The 23476-nt window shown below is 61.0% G+C and carries 24 protein-coding genes; 5 read left to right on the forward strand and 19 right to left on the reverse strand.

The annotated features are described in order from the left end of the window. Positions 1–38 precede the first annotated feature (38 nt). The 5 genes from DFLDMN_RS32820 to DFLDMN_RS32840 all read right to left on the reverse strand — a co-directional run bounded on the left by DFLDMN_RS32820 (position 39) and on the right by DFLDMN_RS32840 (position 3584). Positions 39–1106, reverse strand: a complete 1068-nt coding sequence (locus tag DFLDMN_RS32820) for a DUF7146 domain-containing protein (RefSeq protein WP_011514906.1) — start codon at positions 1104–1106, stop codon at positions 39–41. 265 nt (positions 1107–1371) lie between these two features. After that, positions 1372–1944, reverse strand: coding sequence for a single-stranded DNA-binding protein (locus tag DFLDMN_RS32825; protein WP_011239918.1), 573 nt, complete (start codon positions 1942–1944; stop codon positions 1372–1374). A gap of 11 nt (positions 1945–1955) precedes the next feature. Continuing rightward, on the reverse strand, positions 1956–2738 hold the full coding sequence (locus DFLDMN_RS32830) for a hypothetical protein (RefSeq protein ID WP_011514907.1): 783 nt from the start codon (positions 2736–2738) through the stop codon (positions 1956–1958). A 7-nt stretch (positions 2739–2745) separates the two neighbouring features. Beyond that, on the reverse strand, positions 2746–3177 hold the full coding sequence (locus DFLDMN_RS32835; protein ID WP_008649407.1) for a hypothetical protein: 432 nt from the start codon (positions 3175–3177) through the stop codon (positions 2746–2748). Between the two features lie 98 nt (positions 3178–3275). After that, a complete protein-coding gene (locus DFLDMN_RS32840) occupies positions 3276–3584 on the reverse strand; it encodes a hypothetical protein (protein WP_011514908.1) in 309 nt (102 codons plus the stop codon). 686 nt (positions 3585–4270) lie between these two features. Between DFLDMN_RS32840 and DFLDMN_RS32845 the strand changes: the two genes are divergently transcribed. From DFLDMN_RS32845 to DFLDMN_RS32865, 5 genes are all read left to right on the forward strand, one after another. Beyond that, positions 4271–5449, forward strand: a complete 1179-nt coding sequence (locus DFLDMN_RS32845) for a hypothetical protein (RefSeq protein ID WP_011239916.1) — start codon at positions 4271–4273, stop codon at positions 5447–5449. A 1-nt stretch (position 5450) separates the two neighbouring features. Beyond that, positions 5451–6629, forward strand: a complete 1179-nt coding sequence (locus tag DFLDMN_RS32850) for a FlhC family transcriptional regulator (RefSeq protein WP_011239915.1) — start codon at positions 5451–5453, stop codon at positions 6627–6629. Positions 6630–6670: 41 nt separating this feature from the next. Further along, positions 6671–7003: a PLDc N-terminal domain-containing protein gene (locus DFLDMN_RS32855; RefSeq protein ID WP_011514909.1), complete on the forward strand. Its 333-nt coding sequence runs from the start codon at positions 6671–6673 to the stop codon at positions 7001–7003. Positions 7004–7104: 101 nt separating this feature from the next. Continuing rightward, entirely contained in the window at positions 7105–7302 is a 198-nt protein-coding gene (locus tag DFLDMN_RS32860; RefSeq protein ID WP_011239914.1) for a YqaE/Pmp3 family membrane protein, read from the forward strand. A 97-nt stretch (positions 7303–7399) separates the two neighbouring features. After that, positions 7400–8221: a hypothetical protein gene (locus tag DFLDMN_RS32865; RefSeq protein ID WP_011239913.1), complete on the forward strand. Its 822-nt coding sequence runs from the start codon at positions 7400–7402 to the stop codon at positions 8219–8221. Between the two features lie 57 nt (positions 8222–8278). Here DFLDMN_RS32865 and DFLDMN_RS32870 read toward each other — a convergent pair whose 3' ends face one another. The 14 genes from DFLDMN_RS32870 to DFLDMN_RS32935 form a co-directional block, all read right to left on the reverse strand. After that, on the reverse strand, positions 8279–9499 hold the full coding sequence (locus tag DFLDMN_RS32870) for an adhesin (protein WP_011239912.1): 1221 nt from the start codon (positions 9497–9499) through the stop codon (positions 8279–8281). Positions 9500–9564: 65 nt separating this feature from the next. Continuing rightward, positions 9565–10197: a type 4 pilus major pilin gene (locus DFLDMN_RS32875; RefSeq protein WP_011239911.1), complete on the reverse strand. Its 633-nt coding sequence runs from the start codon at positions 10195–10197 to the stop codon at positions 9565–9567. A gap of 16 nt (positions 10198–10213) precedes the next feature. Then, positions 10214–11449, reverse strand: a complete 1236-nt coding sequence (locus tag DFLDMN_RS32880; RefSeq protein ID WP_011239910.1) for a Toxin corregulated pilus biosynthesis protein E — start codon at positions 11447–11449, stop codon at positions 10214–10216. After that, a complete protein-coding gene (locus DFLDMN_RS32885; RefSeq protein WP_011239909.1) occupies positions 11446–13263 on the reverse strand; it encodes an ATPase, T2SS/T4P/T4SS family in 1818 nt (605 codons plus the stop codon). The genes DFLDMN_RS32880 and DFLDMN_RS32885 overlap by 4 nt, the downstream gene beginning before the upstream one ends. A gap of 10 nt (positions 13264–13273) precedes the next feature. Further along, the gene (locus DFLDMN_RS32890) at positions 13274–13909 is read right to left on the reverse strand and encodes a hypothetical protein (protein ID WP_011239908.1); all 636 of its coding nucleotides are present in this window, start codon (positions 13907–13909) and stop codon (positions 13274–13276) included. Beyond that, on the reverse strand, positions 13906–15270 hold the full coding sequence (locus DFLDMN_RS32895) for a hypothetical protein (protein WP_011239907.1): 1365 nt from the start codon (positions 15268–15270) through the stop codon (positions 13906–13908). Before DFLDMN_RS32895 ends, DFLDMN_RS32890 begins: the two co-directional genes overlap by 4 nt. A gap of 67 nt (positions 15271–15337) precedes the next feature. Continuing rightward, positions 15338–17140 (reverse strand): hypothetical protein, encoded by a 1803-nt coding sequence (locus tag DFLDMN_RS32900; protein WP_011239906.1) that lies wholly within the window; start codon positions 17138–17140, stop codon positions 15338–15340. An 11-nt stretch (positions 17141–17151) separates the two neighbouring features. Continuing rightward, positions 17152–17739 (reverse strand): toxin co-regulated pilus biosynthesis Q family protein, encoded by a 588-nt coding sequence (locus DFLDMN_RS32905; RefSeq protein ID WP_011514910.1) that lies wholly within the window; start codon positions 17737–17739, stop codon positions 17152–17154. A 28-nt stretch (positions 17740–17767) separates the two neighbouring features. Then, positions 17768–18190, reverse strand: a complete 423-nt coding sequence (locus tag DFLDMN_RS32910) for a lytic transglycosylase domain-containing protein (protein ID WP_011239904.1) — start codon at positions 18188–18190, stop codon at positions 17768–17770. Beyond that, on the reverse strand, positions 18187–19413 hold the full coding sequence (locus tag DFLDMN_RS32915) for a TrbG/VirB9 family P-type conjugative transfer protein (RefSeq protein ID WP_011239903.1): 1227 nt from the start codon (positions 19411–19413) through the stop codon (positions 18187–18189). Before DFLDMN_RS32915 ends, DFLDMN_RS32910 begins: the two co-directional genes overlap by 4 nt. Further along, positions 19410–20207, reverse strand: a complete 798-nt coding sequence (locus DFLDMN_RS32920) for a transglycosylase SLT domain-containing protein (RefSeq protein ID WP_008649449.1) — start codon at positions 20205–20207, stop codon at positions 19410–19412. Before DFLDMN_RS32920 ends, DFLDMN_RS32915 begins: the two co-directional genes overlap by 4 nt. Then, complete coding sequence (locus tag DFLDMN_RS32925) at positions 20200–21444, reverse strand: TrbI/VirB10 family protein (RefSeq protein ID WP_008649450.1); 1245 nt, start codon at positions 21442–21444, stop codon at positions 20200–20202. The genes DFLDMN_RS32920 and DFLDMN_RS32925 overlap by 8 nt, the downstream gene beginning before the upstream one ends. Continuing rightward, the gene (locus tag DFLDMN_RS32930) at positions 21444–22355 is read right to left on the reverse strand and encodes a TrbG/VirB9 family P-type conjugative transfer protein (RefSeq protein ID WP_008649451.1); all 912 of its coding nucleotides are present in this window, start codon (positions 22353–22355) and stop codon (positions 21444–21446) included. Before DFLDMN_RS32930 ends, DFLDMN_RS32925 begins: the two co-directional genes overlap by 1 nt. 17 nt (positions 22356–22372) lie before the next feature. Next, complete coding sequence (locus DFLDMN_RS32935; protein ID WP_008649452.1) at positions 22373–23080, reverse strand: VirB8/TrbF family protein; 708 nt, start codon at positions 23078–23080, stop codon at positions 22373–22375. Positions 23081–23476: the final 396 nt, after the last annotated feature.

A 23476-nucleotide genomic window follows, 5' to 3' on the forward strand; every position in this document is an offset into this window, starting at 1 on the left:
CAGAAATTGAGGCTTGCCGCGTATGCGGCGGAAGAAAACTAGGCGGCGACCGCCTGCTGCGAGATCTCGCGCAACTGATAGACCGTGCGCCATTCGTCGCAAAAATCGCTGCCCCGAACCTTCGGTCGATGCAGCACAACGTTGAAGCCTTCACGCCGAAGGCGCTTTTGCAGCGTGAGCGCGTCGGCCATGCCTGGCGATTTCCCAGTCTTCGCATCGACCTTGTCAAAGTCAGCGAAGATGTGCACCGTGTGAATCCCAAGGTCGTTCGGTACCACGAACTTGCTCATCAGCACTCGGTTCAGGCAAGACCAGGTCGGCACGCGAAACAGCATGTATGCGGCGTAGGCATTCTCGATGCCTTCGGCCACACCGATTTCGCCATGACGCGGCGCCATCAATCGGACAGCGCCCCCATCCAGCGGCAGCGCGCCCGTGTAGTTGCGCTTGCTAGGCAGGATCTCCCCATCATCCGACACGACTATTGCTTTCTCCGGCTTATCCGGATGCAACGACGTACGATGCACAGTGGCTAGCCTGCCATCTGCCAGCCTGTACTCGGCAATCATGGTCGGAAACTTCCCAACCACCTTTCGCTCGTGCCAATAGTCCTGCTCGGCCATGCGTAGCGACTGCGGGATGGGGGCGCGTAGCCCCGGCACCCTTGCCGCGAGGTAGCGCATGGCTGCATCGCCAGGTTGAACCGGCTTCGATTTGCTGACTTGCTTCATGACGCGCCTCATCAGCTCACTTGGCGGCACAACTTCGCGCGCCGGCACCCGTGCCGCAACCGGAGGAAGTGGCTCGCTGCACTGTCCATTGAGCCGACGCTTCAGCTCCGAGTAGGACATGTTGGTGTATCGACGGATCAACTCTAGACCGTCGCCACCAGCGGGACTGCCGTTATTGCACTTGCGACACACCCAGTCGCCGCGACCGCGGTTTCTGGTGTAAGAAAACCGGTCCTTGCCGCCACATATCGGGCAGGGACCAGGGCGACCGCGCCAGAAGGCATCCGTGAGGATGCCGGCTGGCAGATACTGAGCGATGAGGGCGTCCCACTGCTCTGCCTTCCAGCTCTTCACAATCACACTGATATCTTGCATGGGATGACTCCTGAGGGAGTTGGTGGGTCGATGCCTGTAAAACAGGCGAAGGAACGCTTGCTCAAAAGACATCCCGGTTTAACCAGAAGGTCTTTTCAGCATAGCGTCATGCGTAGGTGGAAGTGGGTGGATTGCGGCAAGGACCGCGCAGACAGGAGAGATGCCGCTACTTCTGCCGGATTCCGGCAGAAGTAGGGAAAATATGCACGACACAGTGTGACCTGGCGGTCGATGGGACTATCGCCCGCCCTTCGTTCGATGCGCCTTAGCGTCGGAAGGGAATTCCGTCGAGCGCCCTCACCGCATGGAATGGAATTTCCTCATCGAACCCGTCGAATCCATCACGCTGCGCGCCGCCACCGCCATAGCCGACTTGTTGCGCATTGCGTGCGCTGGCACCGCCGCTGGTCGATCGCTGCTGATGACGTTGACCATGCAACTGGTCTTCGCTTGCGCGACGTCCAGCGCCCTCGCTCGCGTCATCATCAGCCGATTGACCGCCTTGGCGCCCTCCCAGCATCTGCATCTGATCGGCAACGATCTCGGTGCTGTACTTATCCTGACCGGACTGATCCTGCCACTTGCGAGTACGGATGCGGCCCTCGATGTACACCGACGAGCCCTTCCTCAGATACTGGCCGGCGATTTCCGCCAGCTTCCCGAAGAATGCAATCCGGTGCCATTCGGTCGCTTCCTTGAACTCGTTGGACTGCTTGTCCTTGTACCGATCGGTAGTAGCGATGCGGATATTGGTGACGGCGTCACCGCTGGGCAGATAACGGGTTTCGGGATCGGCACCGAGGTTGCCCACGAGGATTACTTTGTTAACGGATGCCATATGCTTCCTTGTCAATGAATGCGATTGATCGACCAGACCCAGCGGTCCCAGAGCTTTTGCTCGCCTGTTGTTCGATCACGAAGGGGCTGCCCCGTCGTTTGGTCGAATGCAGGAACTTTCTCTTTATAGAGGCGTTTGACGCCGACGCGCTCGCCCACCTTGCAACGGGCATCAGCCAGGACATCCTTCAGGCCCTCGCCTTGCAGCGTCTTCACGCCAGCGCCCGTATCGAGTTTCACTGCAAACGATGTGTAGGTGCGTTTTCCGCCAGGCTTTCGGTTGGGGAACTCCATTTCTCCCCATTCGAGCAGCGTGCCGACGGTGTACGTCGACGACGAAGCGTCAGATGCAGAAGTCTGGGGACGATGCACCGCACGATCATCTAGCTGACCAGCCTTTTGAAGGCCAGTGGAATGCTGCCTAACAACCTCCGCTTTGGAATCCTCCTGCCGCGACACTGAAGCGCTCAGCTTTGCGTCACGCACGACTCTCTCCGCAACGGACTGCAGGGTGTCGCCATCTGCGTCGTGCACGCCGACCTTGCTCCATCGCGGCATCACTTCGGGCAACAACTTGTCACCGAACGCCGTGTGTTGGATCGTCCGGTCGAATACGGCCCTGAAATGCACCACGCGATCGCCCTCATCCCGAAAGAGATGGGGCACGCCGCCAATGTGGATCTGAAATTCATTGTCTGCGCCGGTTCCCACATGAACTTTCGCGCTGGGTGGTGTAGGGTTCTTGTGGCCAAGCAAAGAAATGGCCGCTTGCTTGAAAAGATTGAAGAGTGACATGGGGAAATCAGAGAAGAGACCCGCAGCACTGTCTGCGCACCTCATCGAGGTCGGCTTTCAGGCGAGCATGGTTAAGGATGACGTCCTGTAGCACCTCGGGACTCACGCCGCACACTGCACAGACGTAGGTATAGGGCAGTGCACCGTCCCAGTAACCGAAGATCCAGCCGAGGGTCATGGAGTAGTCCTCCAGGTCCAGTGAAGACTTGTTGCGGATCCGGTCACGTAAGAGATCAGCACAATCGACTAGTGACTCTGGCATGTTGTCGCCGCGACGGCTGTCACAAGCCAAGCTGATAAGCGCGTCGATCATCTGCTCCCGAACCGATTCGCTCCAAAGCGAGGGGTCGGGCAGTGGATCGACTTTCGGAGGAGGCACAACGATAGCGGCCGCTTCACCGAAGAAGTCCAGCTGCCACCCTACTGCCGTTGTTTCCAAGATGGTCTCCGGACGAGTATCCGAAGACCCACCTGTCGGCGGGTATCGAATACCCGCGACAGGTGGAATGAGGCCGCCCAGAATTGGGCGGCTAGAAGTTAGGAACGGTCATGCGTTCCGGTGCGACGGATAGGCGTAACCACTGCCGAGCGTTCGTACTGCGTCTCGGGCGGTTGCGCCGGTTGAACCGGGGTAGCCTTACGTTCTGCCGGATTGTCCGGCGTCGATACCTTCGGCGCTGCCGGTACGACCTTGCTCCACTGGACCGCCTTCTCCTTCAGGTAAAAGAACAGAACAGCAGAGACAAACATTGCAACGATGAACGACTGCGAAGCTGAAAACAGGGCCAAGGACCATGCGAGAAGCTTGAGCGGGCGCTTGATGAGGTTGTTGGCAAAGGATTCCATGGTTTCTCTCGAGAAACGTTAAAAGGGATTTCCTGGCGGATGCCAGGCGATTCTTCGATGCTCGGACGAGCAAGGAATCCATGGAAGCGCGCATCACAACGCGCTTAAGGCATGCAATGCATGTCTTAAAGGCGCTATCTATGTGCGGCGGAAAATCAGGGGAAATTGGCGGTACGTGGCGCGATGTTACCGGCGCGACATGGAGGCTGGGTAGCCACCGCGATATCGATGCGTCTGTGACGCTGGAGGTGAGGTAACTCTACACCCGAATAAGTGGCCTGGCAAGGCTCGCTCGTATAGCGGCTTTGACCGCGAATTAGACGTCCGGGAACTGAGCTTTCGCCCATTTTGAAAGGAACATGTTCCTTTTCTTCGCCCTTTTAGCGGGTCGTTATCACGCAACCTGTATAGACAGGCAGTCCCCCCTGAAGTGGCACTAACCTTAAAATGCCTAAGCCCAAGTCGTTAAAAGAAGTACTGAAGTACCGCTGATTCGAGCTTGGACGTTGAAAGCGATATGGTTTTGCCTCGCTTTCGGTCCTCACGAGTACTCGATAACGTCATAAGCTTCAGCCTGATCGCTGCATCTGTTTCTCGTCTCACTTGACATTGATTTTCGAGTGGTAGGTTGAAGGAGTTGCGGCGCATACGGGTCCGCATCACTCTCCTTTAATGACGGGGCAACAATGGATAACAAGGGAAACGAAGACAAAGACGAGAAGCCGCGATTCGATATCGTTAATCCGAGCGCATCGAACTCGTTACGCGAATTGGCCGTTCACCAGTTGGGCCAGTACGTCGACAATGCGGCAATAGGCCGGATCGTTCAGGCGGCGCAAGAGATCGAACTCTCTCGCCGACGCATCCTGAGCGAGCACACCGCCATCGGCTCGCGCATGTTCCAGATCTATCACGCGATCCTGACCTCAGTCCAGAAGCGCTTCGGGGCTGGAGAGCGCGCGCAGAGCGAGGCAGATGCCTTGCTGTATTCCTTCGCCGCCAAGGCGCTGCGAATCTCTCGAGGTTCGGCTATCAAGTATCTCCAGGCGTTTCACCACTTCTCCGACAACGCAGACGCCATCACCTTTCTGAACCTCGGCGAACTGACCATCCTGAAGCGCGCGGACATTACGGAAGAGGAGATCCAGCGGTTCATTGATGCACGTAAGGCCGATGAAACGTACTCGCGCAAGGACATCATCCCGTACATCGAATGGTCGCGCAAAACACACCAGGAGCTGAACAGCGTCATGGCTACGCTCCAGGCGGCCGAAGACCAGCTGAACGAGAGCCTCGAGCGCCAGCGTGACCTCGAAGCCCAGATGCGTGCCATGCGAGAACAGGCAAACGTTTCCGACGCCCAGAAGCTCGCGCAGAAGGAGCAACTGGACCGCTCCACGGCAGCGTTGAATTCACAGGCGAATACCGTCGAGTCGCTGCAGGTTCTCGTGCAGCGACTGACCACCGAGAAAACCGCACTGCAGAAGACCCTCGCTGAATCGAAGATCCGAGAGGTTGTCAGGGAGGTCCGGGTCGAAGTGGTGCCGCCGGAGTACAAGGACGTTGCAGAGGCGGTAATCGAGGCCAACCGGCAACTTGATGAGGCCAAGGCGCAATTGCGCGAGGCCCAGCAACACCTTGGTGACATCAACGTCCAGATTCAAGCGCATGAGTCTCAGGCGGCAGATTCCCGCAGCACAGCACTTCGCATCGATGGACTGTGCGCCGACTTAGACGACGCACTGAGTAAGCTCCGCGCGACGATCAAATCGATCAAGAAAAAGGAACACGGCGCGGCATTGCTGTCGCTGCGCCGTCGGGTTGAGTCCTTCCATAACGAACTGATTGGCCTCACTGGAGCCTGACATGCAAACGAACCCCTCGCGCTCGATCTTCGAGCAGTTCATTTTGCCAAGCTGGGTCCAGGATCGCGCCCTCTCGGCTAATCTTCGCATCAGCAACTACGTTGTAAACGCCGTGGCCGTGCGCCCGGAGTTGGAACGCGTCTTCCGCGTTACCCATAGCGATCTGTTCTCGTTGCGTAGCGATCAGACACACTCAAATAAGGTCTTCTGCACCCCGTTCCTTGCCTTCGCACCCGCGCTCTCCTCCGTCGCAGACTGGCGGTCGTTCATCGAGGGAGGGATCCCGACGATTACCATGGAGCGGTTGCAGGCGTCCTTGCCGGCGGATCTCTCAATCGTCGAGCGGCTCGCCCTCGAGCACACCAATCGGTCCTACATCACAGCGCTCTATGACATGTTGAACATGTCGGTGCTGGCCGCCCCACTGATCGGCATCTCCAATGAACTCGCCGCCTATCTCCGCTCGGTTCCACAGCACGAAATGGATGTCGCCATATCTGAGCGACTGGTTCCGCTGTTCCACTGGCGTTTCGCTGACGAGATGTTCTGGTTGGAGACCCACGCGGGAAGGCTGACGCGCGAACTCATTGCGCACTTCCTGATGGAGTCGTCGCCAATGCGTACGGACAAGCTGCCGCATTCGGAGCCGTGGGGCAAGTTCCGCCTCGAAAATTTTGTGCGCGATGCCCTCTTCGAAGCATTCCTCTACTTCGGGTGCCGTGCCAAGAGCGTGTCTTCGCTCTTCAATACCAGTCTCGAGGTCGCCCGCGACGCGTACCGCAGGATCCATGGCCGATCGTCGCCGTCTGGCCAGCCACCTTCGTCCTTGACTTGGTTCATCGAGACCCCGCCCCGCCGCGTGCAATCGACCTTCCAGATGTGGCTGTTTCGCTCTGCAATCGCGCGTGAAGTGTCGACGCCCGAGAGCTTCGTCGCCGCCATCGACATCAACAGAACGTTTTTTGCCGACGATTGCAAGGTGCCGCCTGAGCGTTCCATGCACCTGGCACGATCAATGGCCATGAGCGAGGAGCTCGCGGTCTGGCCTTGCCGGAAATGCGGCACGCCTTATCTGGCATCCAACTCATCGGACAAGATCGAACTGTTGCATTCCTTTACGTGTCCCTGCTGCAACGGAACACTGACTGCAACGCGCGGTGGGAATCGTCGCCGTAAATAGTAGACTTCGCTTCCCAATCACCCTGCCATGGAGCAGCATTTGTGAAAGACTGGATTACGATCGGCTTCAACTTCTTCCTGCCCGCCTATTTGGCTTTCCGTTGGTCTGGAAAGGAGAAACGTTCGAAATGGGCGTGGACGGTCGCCTGCTTCGTTTTTTCTTGGTTCGGGCTAATTGCATTCGCGCTGACCCGGCGAGGCTTACCCACGGTCGAAGAGTACGCTCGGACAAATCCCGGCAATGCTGCGGGCGGTATGTCTTGCAACCGCTGCGGGTCGCGCAGCATCCGGGTGTGGCGGGAGCAAGCTTTCATTAAGGTCCGGCAATACCACATCTGCAACCACTGCGGGACAACGCTGTACCGCTCACGGTAACCCCCCTTATTGGGGGTTAAGACCTAGAACTGCTCCGTCGATACAAGGACGGTCCGCAATCTTGTATTCTTGCGGTCCTTGCCACTTTTGACATTGATGAAATGCGCTTGCTGCTCGCGATCCTGCTGCCCTGGTTCCAGTTCTTCACGATCGGCCGTCCCTTTGCGGGGATTATTTGCCTGATCCTTCAGCTCACGATCATCGGGTGGATTCCGGCTGCGATCTGGTCGACCTACGCGCTAAGCCAGTACAAGACCGACAAGAAGATTCAGGCTGCCCTCAATAGCCGCGGTCGATAATTTTTTGCGGGCTTGACTTGCGGATTAAGCCCGTAGGATGGAATCAAGCGGTTCGAAACCGAATCGCGGTCCATCTTGAACAACAGAGGAAGAAAAAATGCAAAAGACCAAAATCGCTCTCTCCATCGTTTCTGCTGCTGCACTGCTGACCCTCGCCGCCTGTGGCGGCGGCGGTGGCGACAGCGCTGCTGTCACGCAGCAACCGGCAACACCGACGCCGCCGACGCCGTCTATCACTGTTCAGGGCAGCGCGGCAGCGGTTCAGGCGGACCCGTTGGCCGTCGTGTATGTGCCGCATACTGAAACGTCGACTCGGCCGGCCTTCCAGTCAATCTCGCATGCGGCATTTCCCGCGCAATATCAGAAAGCCACGCAAAGCGGTGCATACACACAGGTCGGGATCGACGCCAACAGCCTTATCACGCTGACCAGCGGTAAGGTGGTCGATGTGACCGGAAATGGGGACTACGCGATCGGCCGCTGGACCGATGGTTCGTCGACGATTGGCGCAGTCAACGTGAATCAGGGCGATCACTATGCCGTCGGCACGCCACTCAAGTTGTTGCAAGTTCTGGGCATTGGCAAGACCTTGGCGTGCACCCAAATCGCGTCGACCAGCCCAACAGCGGTGTCCGGAAACTTCCCTGTCGGCAAGCTGAATTCCGCCACTGCGGTAATTGACCTCAATGGCCCTACGCTGCAAACGCTCAACCTTGATGTGGCTATCGGCTCTGACGCGCACGCAACGGCAAACATTGTCGGCACCGTCTTGAACGGTGTGACGCAATCTAATGGTGTTCTGCATCACGTCCAAACGCTCGGGACGTCCCAGTCCCAACCGTTGCTCGCCATCGGTTACGCAATGCCCACACCGTCGAGCGGAGATGTCACGGGCGTAGTGATTCTGAAGTGCCAGTGATTCTCCGTAGCTCGTAGTAGATATCGGCCAGCCATGCTGGCCGATATTTTTTGTCCGCTAGTTGCAGGTGAATCCGAACCTACTGACCAACCCCTCCGTTCCGTCAGTGTACCGAACCATCAAATCGCTACAGTTGGCCATATAGACTTGCGCGACCGCTTTGCCGACACCCCCGCCGACACTGCGCCACACGCCAGATTGGCAAGACAGGATCTTGCCCGCGGAATCGCTCCGGATGGACCCTTGAGGATCACCGCAACCTTGGCCATCGTAGACCTGCTGTCCGCCTGCCGCCGAGGGGACAATTGCGCCGGCAGCAAATAGATACCCATTGGCTGTAACGTTTCCCGCGCTGCTAACATTACCATTCGAGGTCAGTTGACTCGCGACGACCTGACCAGTTGCTACCATATTGCCGTTGGACTGGACGTAGTTGCCGTACACGCCGTTTCCCGACATGTTTCCAGCTGCAGATACATTTCCGTAGGATTGGACCCCATTGCCGGCCAAGACGTTTCCCGTCACGTTACCGCTAGCGGCGACATTTCCGGCCGCCGACACGGACCCATTCGACTGGAAATTCCCAACTCGATTCATCGCCTGGTTGTTCGCGTCCATCGGGCCGGTCAAGTTCAGCGAGCCGTCTCGCTTGTAGAACTGGTTCATCGACTGGGCCAGCAACGAACTCGATCCGGTCCGCATCGCCAGCACACCCGAGGGCTGTGCAGCAACCGGATTCACCGTGGACCAGCTGGCGGACATGCCGGTGATTGTGGCCGGCGTCTCCGCATACGAAACGCCGGCGTCCTGCCCAGCCTTCGCCACAGCAAGACCCAGCAGGTCGGTCCGAACGCGGCCAACAGCGTCCCGGTATCCGGTCGTCGAGTACACCAGACCGGGGATCGAGCACGCGGTGATGTCAGCCCCGCAATTTGTTGGCGTCAGGTCCACACGGAACGAGAGACCCAGCGGGCTGATGTCCGTGTAGCCGATCGGCAGAAGTCCAAAGTTGATGAGATCCTGGACCGTCGGATGCAGCGGACTTGCCACCCCAATCGTCTTGCCGCCCACCGTGAGGTTGGTCGGGACGGTCGGGCTCTTCGCCAGGTCCGTAAATGCCTCGAATGTGTAGGTATTCACGGCCGAAGCGATGTTTGCCATGTAGTTGCCCGTGCCGACCGACTGAACCTCTTCAATCTCCGCGTACGTCCACGGCACCGATGCCATTAGTGCGACGCTGCTCAGCGCCAGCCCCATAGCGTAGTTCGACATCAACATATTCCACTCTCCTATGCCAAAGCCCGGCCAACGGCCGGGCAGTCTATCCGCGCGTCAGGCCGCGATCAGGACATGAATAGGTCGATCGTGTTGCTGTCGCTAGAGCACTTGACCTGCGTCATGTTCACATTGCCCCCGACGTCTTTGATGGTGGTGCCATTGACCACGATCTTGCCGGCGCTGCTCTGAAAGGCCGAAGCGATCTGCGTGCAGGCAGCATCGGGCTGATTCGGGATGGTGTACTGCACAGAATCGTTTGCGGTCAGCAGCTTGCCCGGCACGATCGTTAGCGTGCCGCCGCCAGGCTGCACGGTGACCGTTCCGCTATCGACCGTCATCGTCGTCAGGTCTTTGAACGTGCCGTTGTCGACCACCGACGCAACCGTGACCGTGGCGTACCGGCCGCGATAGTTGGTCTTGACCTTGCCCATCACTTTGTTCAGCTCGGTCGTGAACTGCTGGACCTGCGAGTCTGTCGAGTTGCCTGAGAAGAGCACCAGGATGGCAACGAGAGAGAAGGCGACGAGCAGCAGGTAGAAGCCGTATTCGTCCAGAATGCCACCGTGCTGGCCACGAAGCCGCGGATTGCTCCGAATTCGCTTCCATTGCTCGGCACGGCTCAGGCGGTTGAGCGGTACCGGATTCTCGCCCGCCGTCGTTTCGCGAGCCGCCGCGTTGGTTTGGAGGTTGTTGTCCATAGTTCAGCCTTGTTCGTCAATTGGATGGGAGGGTGGAGGGGTTGATGCTCTTCTGATGCGTCTTGATGCCGTGCACCTGCATGCTCTTCTTCAGCTCACGCGCCATAAACGCCGGCATGAATGCGAGGGCTGTAATCAGGACGATCAGCAGAACGGAGGAACGCCGGTTGAACTTCGACGCTCGCTGTTCGAGTTCGCGCGGCGCGGTCTTCAACACCGTCACCGATACCGTGTTCAGCATCTTGGAAAGGTCGTCCTCATATTCCGCGATGTCCTGGATCCGATAGGTGGTGTCACGGTCAAAGAGCCCCGTGTCGAACATCTTTCCGCCGGCATTGGGCGACTCTTCAAGCGTCGCCTCGATACGCCGGATGTGCTGGGCGAGATAGGGGTACGCGTTGGCGCGCATCATCTCCAGCGCGTTGGTCAGGTTGTTCATATCGCCGCCGAAGCGCTGCGTCACCGCAGACATGGCCGCGAGGAACTGTGCGCCCTGAAAGCGCCGGAAGAAGTCGAAGATGATGACGTTCTTGTCCAGCCATGCGCGGTACGGTCCCGTGTAGTTGCGAAGCGCACGAAGCACCCACCATACGAGCCCCACCTCACCCAGGAGGACGAGCCAGCCCCACTCGCGCAGGAAGGTGGTACCCAGATGGAATGCGCGGGCAATCGGCCCGTAGCCGTCGACGGGGAGGAGGTTTGCGAAGCTGCGGTCCAGCATCGGCGCCACAATAAAGGCCATGACGCCAAGGTAGACGTGCAGAATGATGAGCGTGATGCCCATGCTCGCCAGCAGCAGCAAGATGTTGGACTTGGCCTCGCTCATCGCGCGGAGGTTTTCCGCCAATCGGAACAACCCGTCTTTGACATCGCCGCCCTGCTCGGCCACCGCCAGGATAGCGAGGTCTTCGTCAGGAACTGTGCCCCGAAAAATTTCGGCCAGCCGCGATTCCTGCGTCTGCCCGTCGAGACCTTCGTAGCGCGCCAGCCATAGCGCTGCCAGCAGACCCAGCGGCTCGCCGGCGCGACGGGCTGCATCCTTTGCAAAATGGTTCGAGATCGGCTCACCCGGCATCTTCTCGATGCGCATGGCGAGGTCGTAGTAATAGTCCGCGCGCTTGGGCGAGAACTCCAGCTTTGCGAACCACAGCTTGTCCGGAAAGCGCCCCGTCGCACCACCGATGCTCTCGGCGGCCGCGGCGTACTTCTTGCGCTTGATCGCGGCAAGTGCGTCTTTCAATCGTTGCATCATTGTCGAGCTCCCGTCAGTCGCTTCAACTTCGCTTCATACGCATCCAGAGACAGAATCCGCTCGGCCTGGCGCGGATCCACCGTGCCGGCGAACACGTGATACATGGCCACTTCGAATACCGACTTGCCGGTACTGTCCGGTACGTCGAAACCGGTCACGCGCTTTTCGCGTTGATGGGCCTGCAATTCGATCGCGCGCGCATCGCGGATGTACATGAGGTCCAGCTCGTCCGGCTCGAACATCTCGGCGGCCATGACGCGGCCACGAATGCCATTCAGATCAGGCAGGTTCGCTCGCCGGCATTTGTCGCATCCGGCTTCGCGCCGTACGCGGATACCCTCGATGTCGAACTGGAACAGGCGCTCGATCTGCTGGAGCTTCGCCGCACCCAGAATGTTCTTGGCTTCCTCGCCGTGATGGCCGCAGTCGCACGTCTTGGCGAGCAGCGCCTGGTACACGTAGAGGTTCACAAAGCCGGGAGTGGCCAACACGCTGCGCGGAATCTGCAGTTCACTGTCAGCCAGGCGGTCGGTGGCCGCCGTGGCCGAGGGCGCGTGCAGCGTGGTCATCGCACGCAGGCCCGCGCCGGCAACGTCGCGGAACAGCCCTGCAGACTCAAAATCCCGCACCTCGCCAACCATCACGAAATGGGGATTCATCCGCTTGAGCTGACGCTTGGCAACGATGAACGGATCTTCTTCCCGGTTTGAGCCATCCAGTTGGCGTGCCACCGAGAAATGGTGCGTGCCATGAGCCATCAATTCGACCGGGTCTTCGATCGACATCTTGTTCATCCAGGACGGCAGGCGCTGCATGACGGCGTGCGCGGTGGTCGTCTTCCCGGAGCCCACCGTGCCGACCAGCACCACCCCGCCGCCCATCTGCATCGTGCAGCGGTCGATGACATCCGCCTGCTGCTGGAAGAAGTGCAAGTCTTTGACAAAATCGACCTGAGTCGTCGTCGCGTTCTCGGGATTCATACGCATGACGGTCACGTGACCGTCCGCGCTCTGCATCGAGGCCCACCGGAACACCATCGGCACGCCGTCAACCACCGTCCGGATGCTCGTCTGCTGCGGCTGCACGCGGCTGAACACCCCGTGGGAGCCGCCCTTACCTTTCTGGAAGACGTGAGACAGCATGTCCAGCAGGTCGGTCGTGCGCAGGCGAAACTCGGGCGGCAGAACCAGATGGCCATCGATGGCGAAACGGATCTGCGACAGCTCGCTGTTGTCCTTCACCTCGAAGTGGATGTCGGATGCCTGCTCGCGCTTGGCGAACTGCGCTGCAGCGAGGAAGGTCTGCCACAGGCCGCTCGCATTGCGCAGCCCCGTGGTCTGGATGCCTTCCTGACGTGTACTGCCTTCGACGCCGCGCGACAGCGCAGTCATGACCTGCGGAGTGGCCGTGTAAAACAGCGGGTCGGCGGCGTCCCAGCGCAACTTCGCCTGACGCAGGATCTCGTCCGTATAGTCCGAGTACCGCATATCGGCCAACAGGATGAACGCGAACTTGCCGCGCTGGCCATCGGCCGCCGCCTCGATCAGCACCGGGCAAATCTGGTGCCGCAGTGATTGCGCCAACGAGAGATCGTCGTACAGCACCCGCGAGAACGGTGGCAGATCATCGGTCGTTCGCACCTCCGTACAACCGACGTCGCTCATCTCGGGCAGTGAAAGGGAGGGTTCGGCGTGCACGGGCGCCGCGGCGACCTGCGCCGTGCCCGCGCGAGCCGCACCCGCGCCGGATATGACCATGATTCCGCCGGCGGCCTCGGGCACCAGCCCCTTTTTGGAGCGTTCAAAGAGTCGCACGATGGACTCCTTAGCCCTGCGCCACTGCCGCAGGCGCGGCCGGCAGTGCAGGCACCGGCGGCACCGGTGGCATGATCGGGGACACACCATTGCCAGGCGCGGCGGGGAACGGTGCAGGCATCACCGGGGGCTGAGACGGCATCGCGGTGGGCGTCCCGGTGGCGTGAGCGGGCAGCGGACCACCGCCATTCGCTACCGACGCGCGCTGCACGGGAGGCTCCTCGAACGGCATGGCATCGTCGTCGGCACGCTCCGCGGTGAGCGTCTGCTTTCCCTTGGCGAGCTTTGTGCCTGATTCGGAGATCGACACCACCTTGTAGCCGCGCACGGTCCCGCCAACTTTCGCCGGATAGACCTGACTGCCCCACTTCACATAGCTGCGCAGCGTGACCGGGAGGCCAGCCTTGCTTCCATCCACGCCGAAGATCGCCACGGTCTTGGGCACGCCGCGGGCCTCACGCTGCTCGGCAGTGGGTGCCGTCGTGGTGACGACCGGCGCCGGGTTCGTCTTGGCCAGCTCCTGATCGGCCTTTTGCACGGCGATCTGCGCGTCTTTCTCCAGAAGCACCCGCGTCACAGTCTTGTCGCCTTCCGCATGGGCCAGCGAGGCGGCAACTGCGAGAAGAATCATGGCAATGCGTTTCATTGTTTTCCTCCATCGCGGGCGTACGCATCGCCCTTCACATTGAGTTCAAACTTCGATTTCTGAATATCGGAGTCCGCATCCAGGTTGATCGTCAGGACGATCTCGTTGACCGAGACGTACGGCGGGAAAGTGCCAATCTCCGCCGCGTTGCGCAGCGGCCCCTCCATTTCCCACCTGGCGCTCTTGTAGACATACGGGATTGAAGCGAGGCCCTCTCCCGGGATCGAGCCGAACAATCCGATGTCCTGCAGCACCGCTTTGGATGCAGCCGGACGCAGCAATTGGAGGGTCGACCCGAAGTCCGTGCGCAACGCCATCGACGTCGGCAGCGTCTGGAGCAGCTTGCCCAGCGGTGCGTCCGGGCCGAACGGCACCATCGCCTGCACGGTGACTTCCTTGTCCTCCTTGGAGAAGGCGGGCGCGCTGAAGGCGTCCGGCAGCGCGGCGAGGAAGGTAGCGTTCGTCACACCTCGTGGCGCGTCCTTCGCGCCGCCGAGTCCATAGGTAAGCGAGCACGACGCTTGCGGCGCCGCGACCGCACCACAGTTGATCTTCGTGAGCTTCCATCCGCCGACAAACAGCGGATCGACGTCGACGAACCACTTTGCGAAGCGCGGCACCGCCACCGCAGCGACCGCCGACGGCGCGCGGCTGCGGGCCAGGATGTCTTCGGCATAGCGTTCCGCCGGGCTCTTCTGCGGCGGCGGCGGATGCTTGCGCGCCTCATAGGCTCGGTACTGCGCCATGCCGTACTTGTAGCCCACGGCCCCGACAACGATCAGGGCGACCAGCGCAAGCAAACGCTTCTTCGCGGCGGCCGAGCTCGGCTTTCGCAAGGCTGCGTGCTGGTCGGCGGCGTCGGCGAGCTGCTCAAGCGTCAGCTCCGAAAACGTCAGCGCCGGCACGTTGCCGAGCAACTGCGCCAGTTCGGGAAGATTGCCGGCCAGCCGGAAGGTGCCCCCTGCGACCCGTGCGAACTCGACGGCAAGCTCGGAGAGGGTCTGCTCGTCCTGAACGACGCGGTCGAATCCGACACGTGGTCGGCCCTTGAGGATGCCGCAGACCAGATAGCCGACATGCTGGCCCGCATGTTCCAGCCTGTACGCGAAGAACACATTAGGCATCAGCCCGGGAATGCGGGCCACCGCGACAGCCGCCGAATAGAGCTTGTCCTTGACCTTGGTCTGCGCGTCTTCCTGGGCGAGATAGCCCATGTGCAGCGCCGCGCCGTCGTGCCAGATCCGCGCAGCCTTCACTTCCTTGGCGACTTTCGCGGCGAGGTCAGGCGCGGGCGCGTTCCCGGTCAGGGTACGCCATTGCATGCCGAAGGCAATCGCCTTGCCGTGGATCTCGAGGATCATCGGGCAACTCCCGGCGCCACGCGCTCGGCCCACGCATCAGAAGATGGCGTTCGGATAGCACGCATGATTACTTGCCCTCCCCGTGGTCTTGCACCATGACTGTGGCAAGCAGCAGCGTGAACGTGCGCGTCTTCGAGACGGTCTGCGAACCACCGAGAAGCATTGGCAACGACTCGCCCAGCGTTCGACGAGTGTTCGCAGTGTCGTCCTGGTCCAGTGCGGCCATGAGCACCGTCTGTCCATTGCGGACGATGATGTCCTGCTTCGGAATGCCCTTGCCGACGATGTTGATGGTCTGAACTGACTGTTGGTTGTTGCCGCTACCCGAAGTGAATTTCTCGAGCGGCCCGTCCTGTTTGGATTGGTCCAGCGCGATCGTCAGGTTCACGTCGTCGCGCGAGGTCGCGTCGGCATAGGCCGCCAGCTTGAAACCGACCGTCGCCGTCGATGTGATGATCCCCGGGATCCCACCCGTACCGCCCGCCGTCGTCGTCGCCGGCGTCGAGCCGGATGCATACGAAAACGTCCGGCGATTGTTGTACTGGAAGCCGTGACGGTTGCGCATGGAAACGGGAATCGTGACGCCCGAGGTCACCGTTCCGTACTGCTTCAGGGCATTCACGATGGCTTGCGTGCCGTTGAATCCGCCCGAGGTGATACCCAGGCCCACCCCACCGGCAGTCGACGAAACCAGGGTGGCCGGTGACAGCGCGTTGACCGTGAAGCCCGGCAGGTTCTGCAGCGCCTTCGTGAGCACGACGTTCCAGTCCACGCCGGCTTCACCCGCGTCCGAGACCGTCAGGTCGATCATCTGGAACTTCAGGGTCACCATGCGCGAGTAGATCGCGATCTGCTTGCGGATGATCTCGTCGGCCGCATCGACTGCTTCCTTGGTATCGCGCAGCGTGAGCACGCCGGTGGCGGGGTTCAGCTCGGCGCTGCCGACCATCGTCATGGCGGGCAAGATGCTCTTCTTGACGCCTTCGAGGTCGTTCTGTTCCTTGATCTCCGCCTTGGCCGCAGCATCGATCTGAGCGGACTGCCCCGAGCCTCCCGAACCGCCGCCCGACGAACCACCCTCGGCCGACTGCTTGAACTCGGTCGTGAACGAGTTGGTGCCGCCGGCCATCGGCAATTGCCAGGTCTTGGTCACCAGGCGATAGAACCGGACCAGTCCTTTTTCGGCGTTGTATTCCCAGTTGATGCCCAGCCGTGTCGCAATCAGGTCGAGCATGTTCGCCAGCGGCATCTTTTCGCTGTTCTTGAACTCGACGTTCAGTGGCGTCTCAAGTAGCGCCGTGGCCTGCGTCGCGCCAACGCCGCCGCCGGCTGTCAACGCGGAAGGCAGCGGCGAGTTGAGCGCCGGTGCGGGGCCCAGGCCCTGCGACAGTGGATTCACCGCGCTGCCCTGTACTTGCTGCGCCGTGCGCAGTTGCTGCTGAGCCTGCGCGGCAAAAGTAAGCGGCAACAGCAGATTCGGCGGTAGGTACACATCCGATTCGATCTTGACCGGGATACCGGTCGCCATCTGCACGCGCTGCGCGGCAACGGCCAGCGACATCGAGCGCTCTGGGAACACGACCAGAGTGTCCACATCCTTGCGCAGTGCGACGGGCAGCGTCACGTTACGCGCCACTGGCACACGCTTGCCGGCGAGGAAGGGGCGGTTCACCTCCTGCTCTGCCTCCACCGCGGCGCGATCGCGTCGAATGCGTGCATACAGGTCCTCCGTCGTCTGCGTGATCTGCATCGTGGTCGCGTCGGTCGTTTGCCGAACGTCCTTGAGCAGCGTCGGGGAGACACAACCCGATAGCGTGGTACAGACCAGGGCGGCGCCAGTTGCCGGTCGGATAATGTGTTTCAGCTTCATCTGCAGCTCTCTCACTTGGTCGGGTCGCACTTCGTGGTGAGCTTCACCACGCGGACGAGGTTGTTGGAGTAGAAGCACGGCTTCAGGCTGTAGTCGGTCATTTCCGTCGCCGATAGCACGCGGCGGACCGCCGTCTTAAAGTCGCCGGTGAAAGCGTCCGCGCCTTCGATCTGCACGTCCTGGTCCGGCTCCCAAGGCGCCATGGTCCAACCGGCATCGCGGGCCCACTTCTCGATGAGGAGGCGGTAATTGCCGTCGCCGGGCGACACCGACCAATCGCGCTGGCCGTTGGCCATGACCGGTGCCGCCACGGGCACTGGGGCTGCTGGCGGTGCCGCGACCGGAGACGCCACCGGCGCGGCGCCCGCAGGGGTCGGCGCCAGCGCGGCGACCGTCGTCGCATCGACCTTCGGCGCCTTGCGATCGGACAGCAGCTGCCAGCCGCCACCGGCCAAGGGCTTGCTCGGTTCGAAGTTGCCCGAGGGGTCGGCGCCGAACGGGGTGGACGCAGGGACTGCGGCATGCGCATACGCCGCAAGGACCGCGGCGCCAGCAAGGAGAACCCGGCACATCCGGGACAACGATCGAGACTGGTGCATGGCTGTATTCCGTTTCAATTCGAATGGGTTACTTGGTCGATTGCAGCTTCTGGTAGACGCGATTGGCGTACCGCAGCCGCTTATCCGGCGAGCCGGCGTTGTAGCAACCGACCGCAGTCCACGTCTCGCCGTATCGGCTGAGGCAATCGGCGAGGATCCATGTGCCGACGTAAGCGTTGGTGCATGGATCGAAGAGGCTCTGCCGAGTGATTCCGAACTTCGCCAGGCGAGGCAGATGGGCAGAATTGATCTGCATGAGGCCGATGTCCTCGCTGCCGTTGCTGTTGCGGTTGGTCACCCACGACCGCATGCCGGACTCGACCTGCGCGATGCCGCGGGCAAGGATGGGACTCACGCGATGGAACGCGGCCGCATCGTCCAGACAGTCGGCGCGGACCAAGCTCGCAAACGCGGTCCCGGCGATCAGGAGCCCGATTCGCAACGCGATCATTGCGCCGCCGCTCGCTCGTAAAAGCGAACCTCCGGTAGGCGGTCCACACGCACGATGTTCCCGTCGGCGATGACGGTCAGGTGGTCGGATACGCCGTTGAACTTGTAATACCGGTCCTTTTGCTCCCCGCCTCCCTGATGGTTGTCTCCGAAGACGGAGATGCTGGCCATCGATTTGGCAAAGCTCAGGTAGGTGGCGCCATCTTTCTCGAAAACGCGCTCAAGGCCAGCGCTGTTGTCCCGCGGAAACAGGAAGTTGATGCCTGGCACGCGCGCGACCTCCACGCGCTTGCCGCCACCGCTGGCGGTAAAGTTGTCGACCGTCGGGAAGGACAGAACCTTTTCGGTGTCATCCCATCGTGTGCGGAGCTTGTCGCCCGAGCCATCGCGCAGTTCCAGGTCCTTCGGTTCGGATTCGAAGCGCACCTCGATGCGGCCATTTTTGGCATCGCGAATGGCCAGCGCATTGAAGGCCGAAGCCAGAGTCGGCCCCTCCGGCAGGGGTGTGGCGGTAGGCGCCGCGTCGGCCACTGGCGCGGCAACACGCAGCATGCCGGCCGTCTGCGCAGCGTGGCCCGGCTCTACAGAGAACGCTTTGGGCGGCGTGGCACGCAGCGAGATATTCCGGCGAACGAAGTCCACCTCCGCATAGAGATTGCGCTGTTCGAGCACGCGCGCCAGCGCCTGCACCCAGTTCTCGCCCGCCTTTGCGTCCAACGAAACGTCGTCGGTAAGCGGGATATCTTTCTGGGCCGTGCCACTCCATCCGGCGGGCGCGATGGACTTCACCATCTGTGCAAGCGGCAGTGACGAGCGGCCGACCCGTACTAATGGAAGGTCCGCATAGTTACCGATCAAGGCCAAACGACCGGAGACGGAAGCAAGACTCCGCGGCATATCCCCGCTAGGGTTGGCCGGCTCCGAGGTAAAGCCGTTTGCCCTCTTCCATCGAGCCACCACCGGCTGCCCGTTCACGGTGTAGCGCAGCACATCGGGCACGCCATCGATGACCCAATAAGGTCCGTTCTGAATGGCGCCGTCCGCCTGGACAAGCTGCCCATGCCGGGGTTGAATGTAGGTGGAAAGGCCGTCGTTGAAGACCATGGCGGGGCGATCCGCAGCGCGAGCGACGACCTGGTAGTCGAAGTCGAGCGGATCAGTGTCGGCCGCGTGAGCGCACGCCGCGACCAGCGCAACAGCGGAGAAGAGGAGCGGCCTGATCATTGGAATTGGGCGACGTGTTTCATGAAGCGGGAAAAGTACGGCCCACCGCGCTCGGGATTGGCGCTGTGGTACCAGGCGACAGCCTTCATGGCCGAACCGCTGCGCTGAAGGTTCTCTGCCAGAATGTCTTCGGCAACGCGGATGTTGGTCGCTGGGGCAAGCGCCTCCCACGGCGACGCAAAACGCTTGCCGTGGTAGCACCAATTCACCTGCATCAAGCCCACATCGAAGTCGCAACGGTCATTCGCGAGCAGACGATTGACGGCCGCGTACGCTTCCTCGCGCGTGGCGAAGAACATGCCGCGACCCGACACGTTAAGCGTCCAGGGCCACGGACGGCCGCGATACGACGACTCGTTCATGGCGATGCCGGCTGTGATCTTGGGATCGACGCGAACGCCCATCTGGGCAAACGGCTCGGTCTTCGGCGCGCACGCCCAGCCGCCGCGTCGCTCGGCCAGGGCTTCTTGCGCCGCATCGTTTAGCACGGCCGGTCGCAGCCAGCCTTCTCGCGTGAACAGTCGGGCAATGGGCGTCGCCTTGCCAGCCAACGTCACGACAGGTCCGTCGTCGGCACCCGGCTCGATCTGCGCGCCGAGAAGCCGCGCGGACCAGCCAAGGAACGCGTCAAGGCCGCAGTACAGGACCGGCTTGCCATCCAGCATATGGACGCGTGCCTGCCCGTCTGCCTTGACGACGATAGCGTTGGGGCTGATGACGGCCTCGATCGTTGCAGCCTGTGCGCCAAGCGATGCGGCAACGGCAATCAGGAGCGTCGCAAGCCGCTTAGTCACGATACGGCTCCAGGACGATATCGTGCTTGACCTGCACCATCATCTTCTGCCCCGGCTCGGTGGTGATGGTCGGGCGGATGTTCTGGTTGCGGTTCAGAATCGTCTGCGCCGTCTGGGTCGCTACCTGTCCGGCCGCATTGCCGTACGCCACCAGACCCGAGGGTCCTACCGTGGTAGTTGTCGGGTTGTCGTTGAAACGCAGCGACAGGGCGCCGATCACGAGCGCACCGCCGAAGATCTTGAGGAAGTGGTTGTTGACGTCGCCTGTATTGCCAGCCGTGCCGTCCGGGTCCGCACCCTGCATGCCCATCAGGGGAACGGTTTTCCCATTTGGCAGTTGCATGCGCACGAAAGCGGTCAGGATGCGTTCCTGGCCCACAGCAATGTCTGCGCTATACATCCCAACCAACGTGGTGCCGGCCGGAATAATTTTGCACGTACCCTTGACGGTGTCGTAGACGTCCTGCGATACCGTTGCACGAAACTCACCCGGCTTGTCCGAGTTGAGGCCGCCGGCGAAGTTGGCGGGAATCACGAAGCCGCGGCTCAGCGTGCAGCGCGGCAGCTTGCCGTCGAACCCGGTTCGCAGCGTGTTCAGACTTCCCGCGTCGCGCAGGAACTGGCGATCCGACGAGGATGCCTGCGGCGCAACGCCCTCCGGGGTCGCCCCCGCAGCATTCGCGGCGGCCGCCTTTGCCGCGACAGCCTGCTGGATTGCACGCATCTGCGCGGGATCCGTCACGTCCGGCATGCCTGACGGCTGCTTTACCTGTGCGACCTGGGACTTGCGTGTCCCGCTCTTGAATACTGAGGACGTGAAGAGGTCATCTTCCGCATTCTTCTTCGCATCCGGCGCAGCGCCTGTGGCTTTCGCCGCGCTAGTGAGATCGCCGGCGGTCATGACGGGCGCCTTGGTATCCGTCGCAATGGCCAGTTTGCGCTGTTTCTCGGATTCCTCACGCGCCTTGTCCGCCTGCGCACGAATGACCGCATCCAGGCTCTGCCCGGTATCCGCGCTGCCGGCACGTTGCTTGATTTCATCGGCTCGCGCTTGCTGAGCCTTGGCGTCGATCTGCTCGTCCGAGACGGTCTGGAAGTAATAGCCCAGGGCGCCAACCATCAGTGCCGCCGCACCACCCAGTGCGAGGACGACATTGCGCGGGAGCTTCCCCTTGACGGTCCGTTCCTGCGCGTCCGTCACGTCGGTGACGTTGTCCGCATTTTGTTTGCCACGCATCAGAACAGCCCCAGGATGCGGCGGCGGCCGCGCTCGATCTTCACTTCATCGTCGCCCGAGCGCAGCACGACGGTATCAGCCAGTCGCTGCACCACGAGGTACCCGCCACGGCGGATGGCATTGACCACCACGAAATCGCTGCCGTCCTTGATGAAAGCGACCGGCCAGTTCTGCAGCGCTGCGTTGGGCAGGCGCAACCAGAGCGCCTTGCCATCGTCAAAGGCAGTTTCCGGCTTGAAACTGGCGCTCCCCGAAATCGCATACTCGAAATTCAGTTGATCGGGAGAAACGCCAACCGCATCCGGATTGCGCGATCCTTCGGCTTCTGCACCCTTGGCTTCGTCCGGCGCTTCACCACGCGCGTCGTTGCGCGCCTTCACCTTGGCGGAGATCGACGTCGGAACCTTGAACCGGACCTTTTGGTAAAAAATGCCGCCGAGCGGAGACGATACGAGCGTGAACTCATAGCTCCGCTTGTTCGTATTGACCGACAGCGTGTTGACCAGCCCCGCCGCCTGCGGCTTCACGTAAAGATGATTGGCACCGTCCGTGTCGTAGTCCCATCGCACGTTTTCGCCCCAGGCGGGATCGCCAACGATCTGTTCGTCGTCTGGAAATTCGATGGTTGTGATCTTCAGCGGTGCGCTGAGCACGCGGAAGATCTGATCTCGGCTGTAGGTGAAGACCACAAGCCGAGAGTCACCCGGCAATGCGATCGGATCAACGCCGCCATTGAACGGATTGGCCGGATTCATAGCGTCGCTGAGGTCGCCGATTCCCAGTCCGGCCATGCCGGCGCCGGTGCGACGCGCATTTTTGTCGGCCGCATGACTGTCCGGAGCGGAAAGCAGCATGGCCATGCACAGCGCAATGGCCAGAGGGATGAACCGGGAGGGGGTGCGAGCTTCCATGGGCGTATGCGCGACGATTAAGCCGCCGATTTCTGAATGCTAAAAAAGATGGGGTACACCCCAAACGGGTTGGTACCGAGGACAGCCTCCTTGTCTGCAGGCTTGGTCTGATACCGGAAGGTGATGGTGTAGCGCTGCTTGCGAGGCTTGTAGCCGTCTTCGGTAGTTGTCGTGACAAACTCGACGACGACCGTGCTATCGGGCAGGCTCGCGATGTTGATGAACTTCGGCTCTCGCGTCAGCGTGGGCGACGACATGACCTGTCGGAACGGCTCGTCCTCTTGCACCCAAGCGTTGAACTGGTCCTTGGCGGCACCCAGCATCTGCTCACGAACCGAACGCAGGTTTGATGCCATACGCGACGATTCAATCTGCGGCGTCAGGATCGGCTCGACCGTGAACCAGCGTTGCACCAGATCCTTGAGAGCCGCCTGCACCTGGCGCTCATCGGGACGAAATGCGTCGAGTTCGCGCGTGATGGGCTTGCCAGTCACGTCCGACGATACGCCCACCACCTTCACAACAGACGGCGGAGGCTCGCGGGTCAGGATCGCAGCCACCGCAATCACGCCGAGCCCGAACGTTGCCAACTTCCAATGGTTGCGATCCACGCTGATGCGTGTGGTGATATCGAATATCGCTTGCTCCGGACGCTCATTGCCATACATACCTGGCGCCACGGTCAGGGGCTTGGCTTTGTCGGCGGATTTTCGAAAGAATGGCATGCTGCGGCGGTCCAATGGGATGCCGCTAATTGAATCAGTGATTCGCCTTCCGCTTATCCCGAAAGCTATGCCATTTCGCGGAGCTTTCCATTTATTTGCATTAGAGCGACTGTCATATCCCCATGCCGCCCCCCGCAATCAAGGAAATCTCCTCAGAGTCTGGATGTACGGACGACATGCCTGGCATGCCTCGGTTCGACCCCGCATACGGACTTAGAAACGCGAATACTCAGGTTTTGACCGTGCGATTCGTCGTTTTTGAAAGGAACATGTTCCTCCGGTCGGGCTGAAGCGAAATCGGTCCCGATGTGGGAACAAAGCGAATTTGTCGAAAGCTACTGAAAATCGGCCATCTTTCGCCGCCTCATTTGCCCATTTGCCCGCCAACAATAGCGG

The organism is Cupriavidus sp. H19C3 (genome assembly GCF_049393815.1).
Lineage (GTDB): Bacteria > Pseudomonadota > Gammaproteobacteria > Burkholderiales > Burkholderiaceae > Cupriavidus.

Coding starts and splice junctions, on each gene's coding strand:
- DFLDMN_RS32820 (WP_011514906.1), bottom strand. CDS start 1,106: ATGCAAGATATCAGTGTGATTGTGAAGAGCTGGAAGGCAGAGCAGTGG.
- DFLDMN_RS32825 (WP_011239918.1), bottom strand. CDS start 1,944: ATGGCATCCGTTAACAAAGTAATCCTCGTGGGCAACCTCGGTGCCGAT.
- DFLDMN_RS32830 (WP_011514907.1), bottom strand. CDS start 2,738: ATGTCACTCTTCAATCTTTTCAAGCAAGCGGCCATTTCTTTGCTTGGC.
- DFLDMN_RS32840 (WP_011514908.1), bottom strand. CDS start 3,584: ATGGAATCCTTTGCCAACAACCTCATCAAGCGCCCGCTCAAGCTTCTC.
- DFLDMN_RS32845 (WP_011239916.1), top strand. CDS start 4,271: ATGGATAACAAGGGAAACGAAGACAAAGACGAGAAGCCGCGATTCGAT.
- DFLDMN_RS32850 (WP_011239915.1), top strand. CDS start 5,451: ATGCAAACGAACCCCTCGCGCTCGATCTTCGAGCAGTTCATTTTGCCA.
- DFLDMN_RS32860 (WP_011239914.1), top strand. CDS start 7,105: ATGCGCTTGCTGCTCGCGATCCTGCTGCCCTGGTTCCAGTTCTTCACG.
- DFLDMN_RS32865 (WP_011239913.1), top strand. CDS start 7,400: ATGCAAAAGACCAAAATCGCTCTCTCCATCGTTTCTGCTGCTGCACTG.
- DFLDMN_RS32870 (WP_011239912.1), bottom strand. CDS start 9,499: ATGTTGATGTCGAACTACGCTATGGGGCTGGCGCTGAGCAGCGTCGCA.
- DFLDMN_RS32875 (WP_011239911.1), bottom strand. CDS start 10,197: ATGGACAACAACCTCCAAACCAACGCGGCGGCTCGCGAAACGACGGCG.
- DFLDMN_RS32880 (WP_011239910.1), bottom strand. CDS start 11,449: ATGATGCAACGATTGAAAGACGCACTTGCCGCGATCAAGCGCAAGAAG.
- DFLDMN_RS32890 (WP_011239908.1), bottom strand. CDS start 13,909: ATGAAACGCATTGCCATGATTCTTCTCGCAGTTGCCGCCTCGCTGGCC.
- DFLDMN_RS32895 (WP_011239907.1), bottom strand. CDS start 15,270: ATGATCCTCGAGATCCACGGCAAGGCGATTGCCTTCGGCATGCAATGG.
- DFLDMN_RS32900 (WP_011239906.1), bottom strand. CDS start 17,140: ATGAAGCTGAAACACATTATCCGACCGGCAACTGGCGCCGCCCTGGTC.
- DFLDMN_RS32905 (WP_011514910.1), bottom strand. CDS start 17,739: ATGCACCAGTCTCGATCGTTGTCCCGGATGTGCCGGGTTCTCCTTGCT.
- DFLDMN_RS32910 (WP_011239904.1), bottom strand. CDS start 18,190: ATGATCGCGTTGCGAATCGGGCTCCTGATCGCCGGGACCGCGTTTGCG.
- DFLDMN_RS32915 (WP_011239903.1), bottom strand. CDS start 19,413: ATGATCAGGCCGCTCCTCTTCTCCGCTGTTGCGCTGGTCGCGGCGTGC.
- DFLDMN_RS32925 (WP_008649450.1), bottom strand. CDS start 21,444: ATGCGTGGCAAACAAAATGCGGACAACGTCACCGACGTGACGGACGCG.
- DFLDMN_RS32930 (WP_008649451.1), bottom strand. CDS start 22,355: ATGGAAGCTCGCACCCCCTCCCGGTTCATCCCTCTGGCCATTGCGCTG.
- DFLDMN_RS32935 (WP_008649452.1), bottom strand. CDS start 23,080: ATGCCATTCTTTCGAAAATCCGCCGACAAAGCCAAGCCCCTGACCGTG.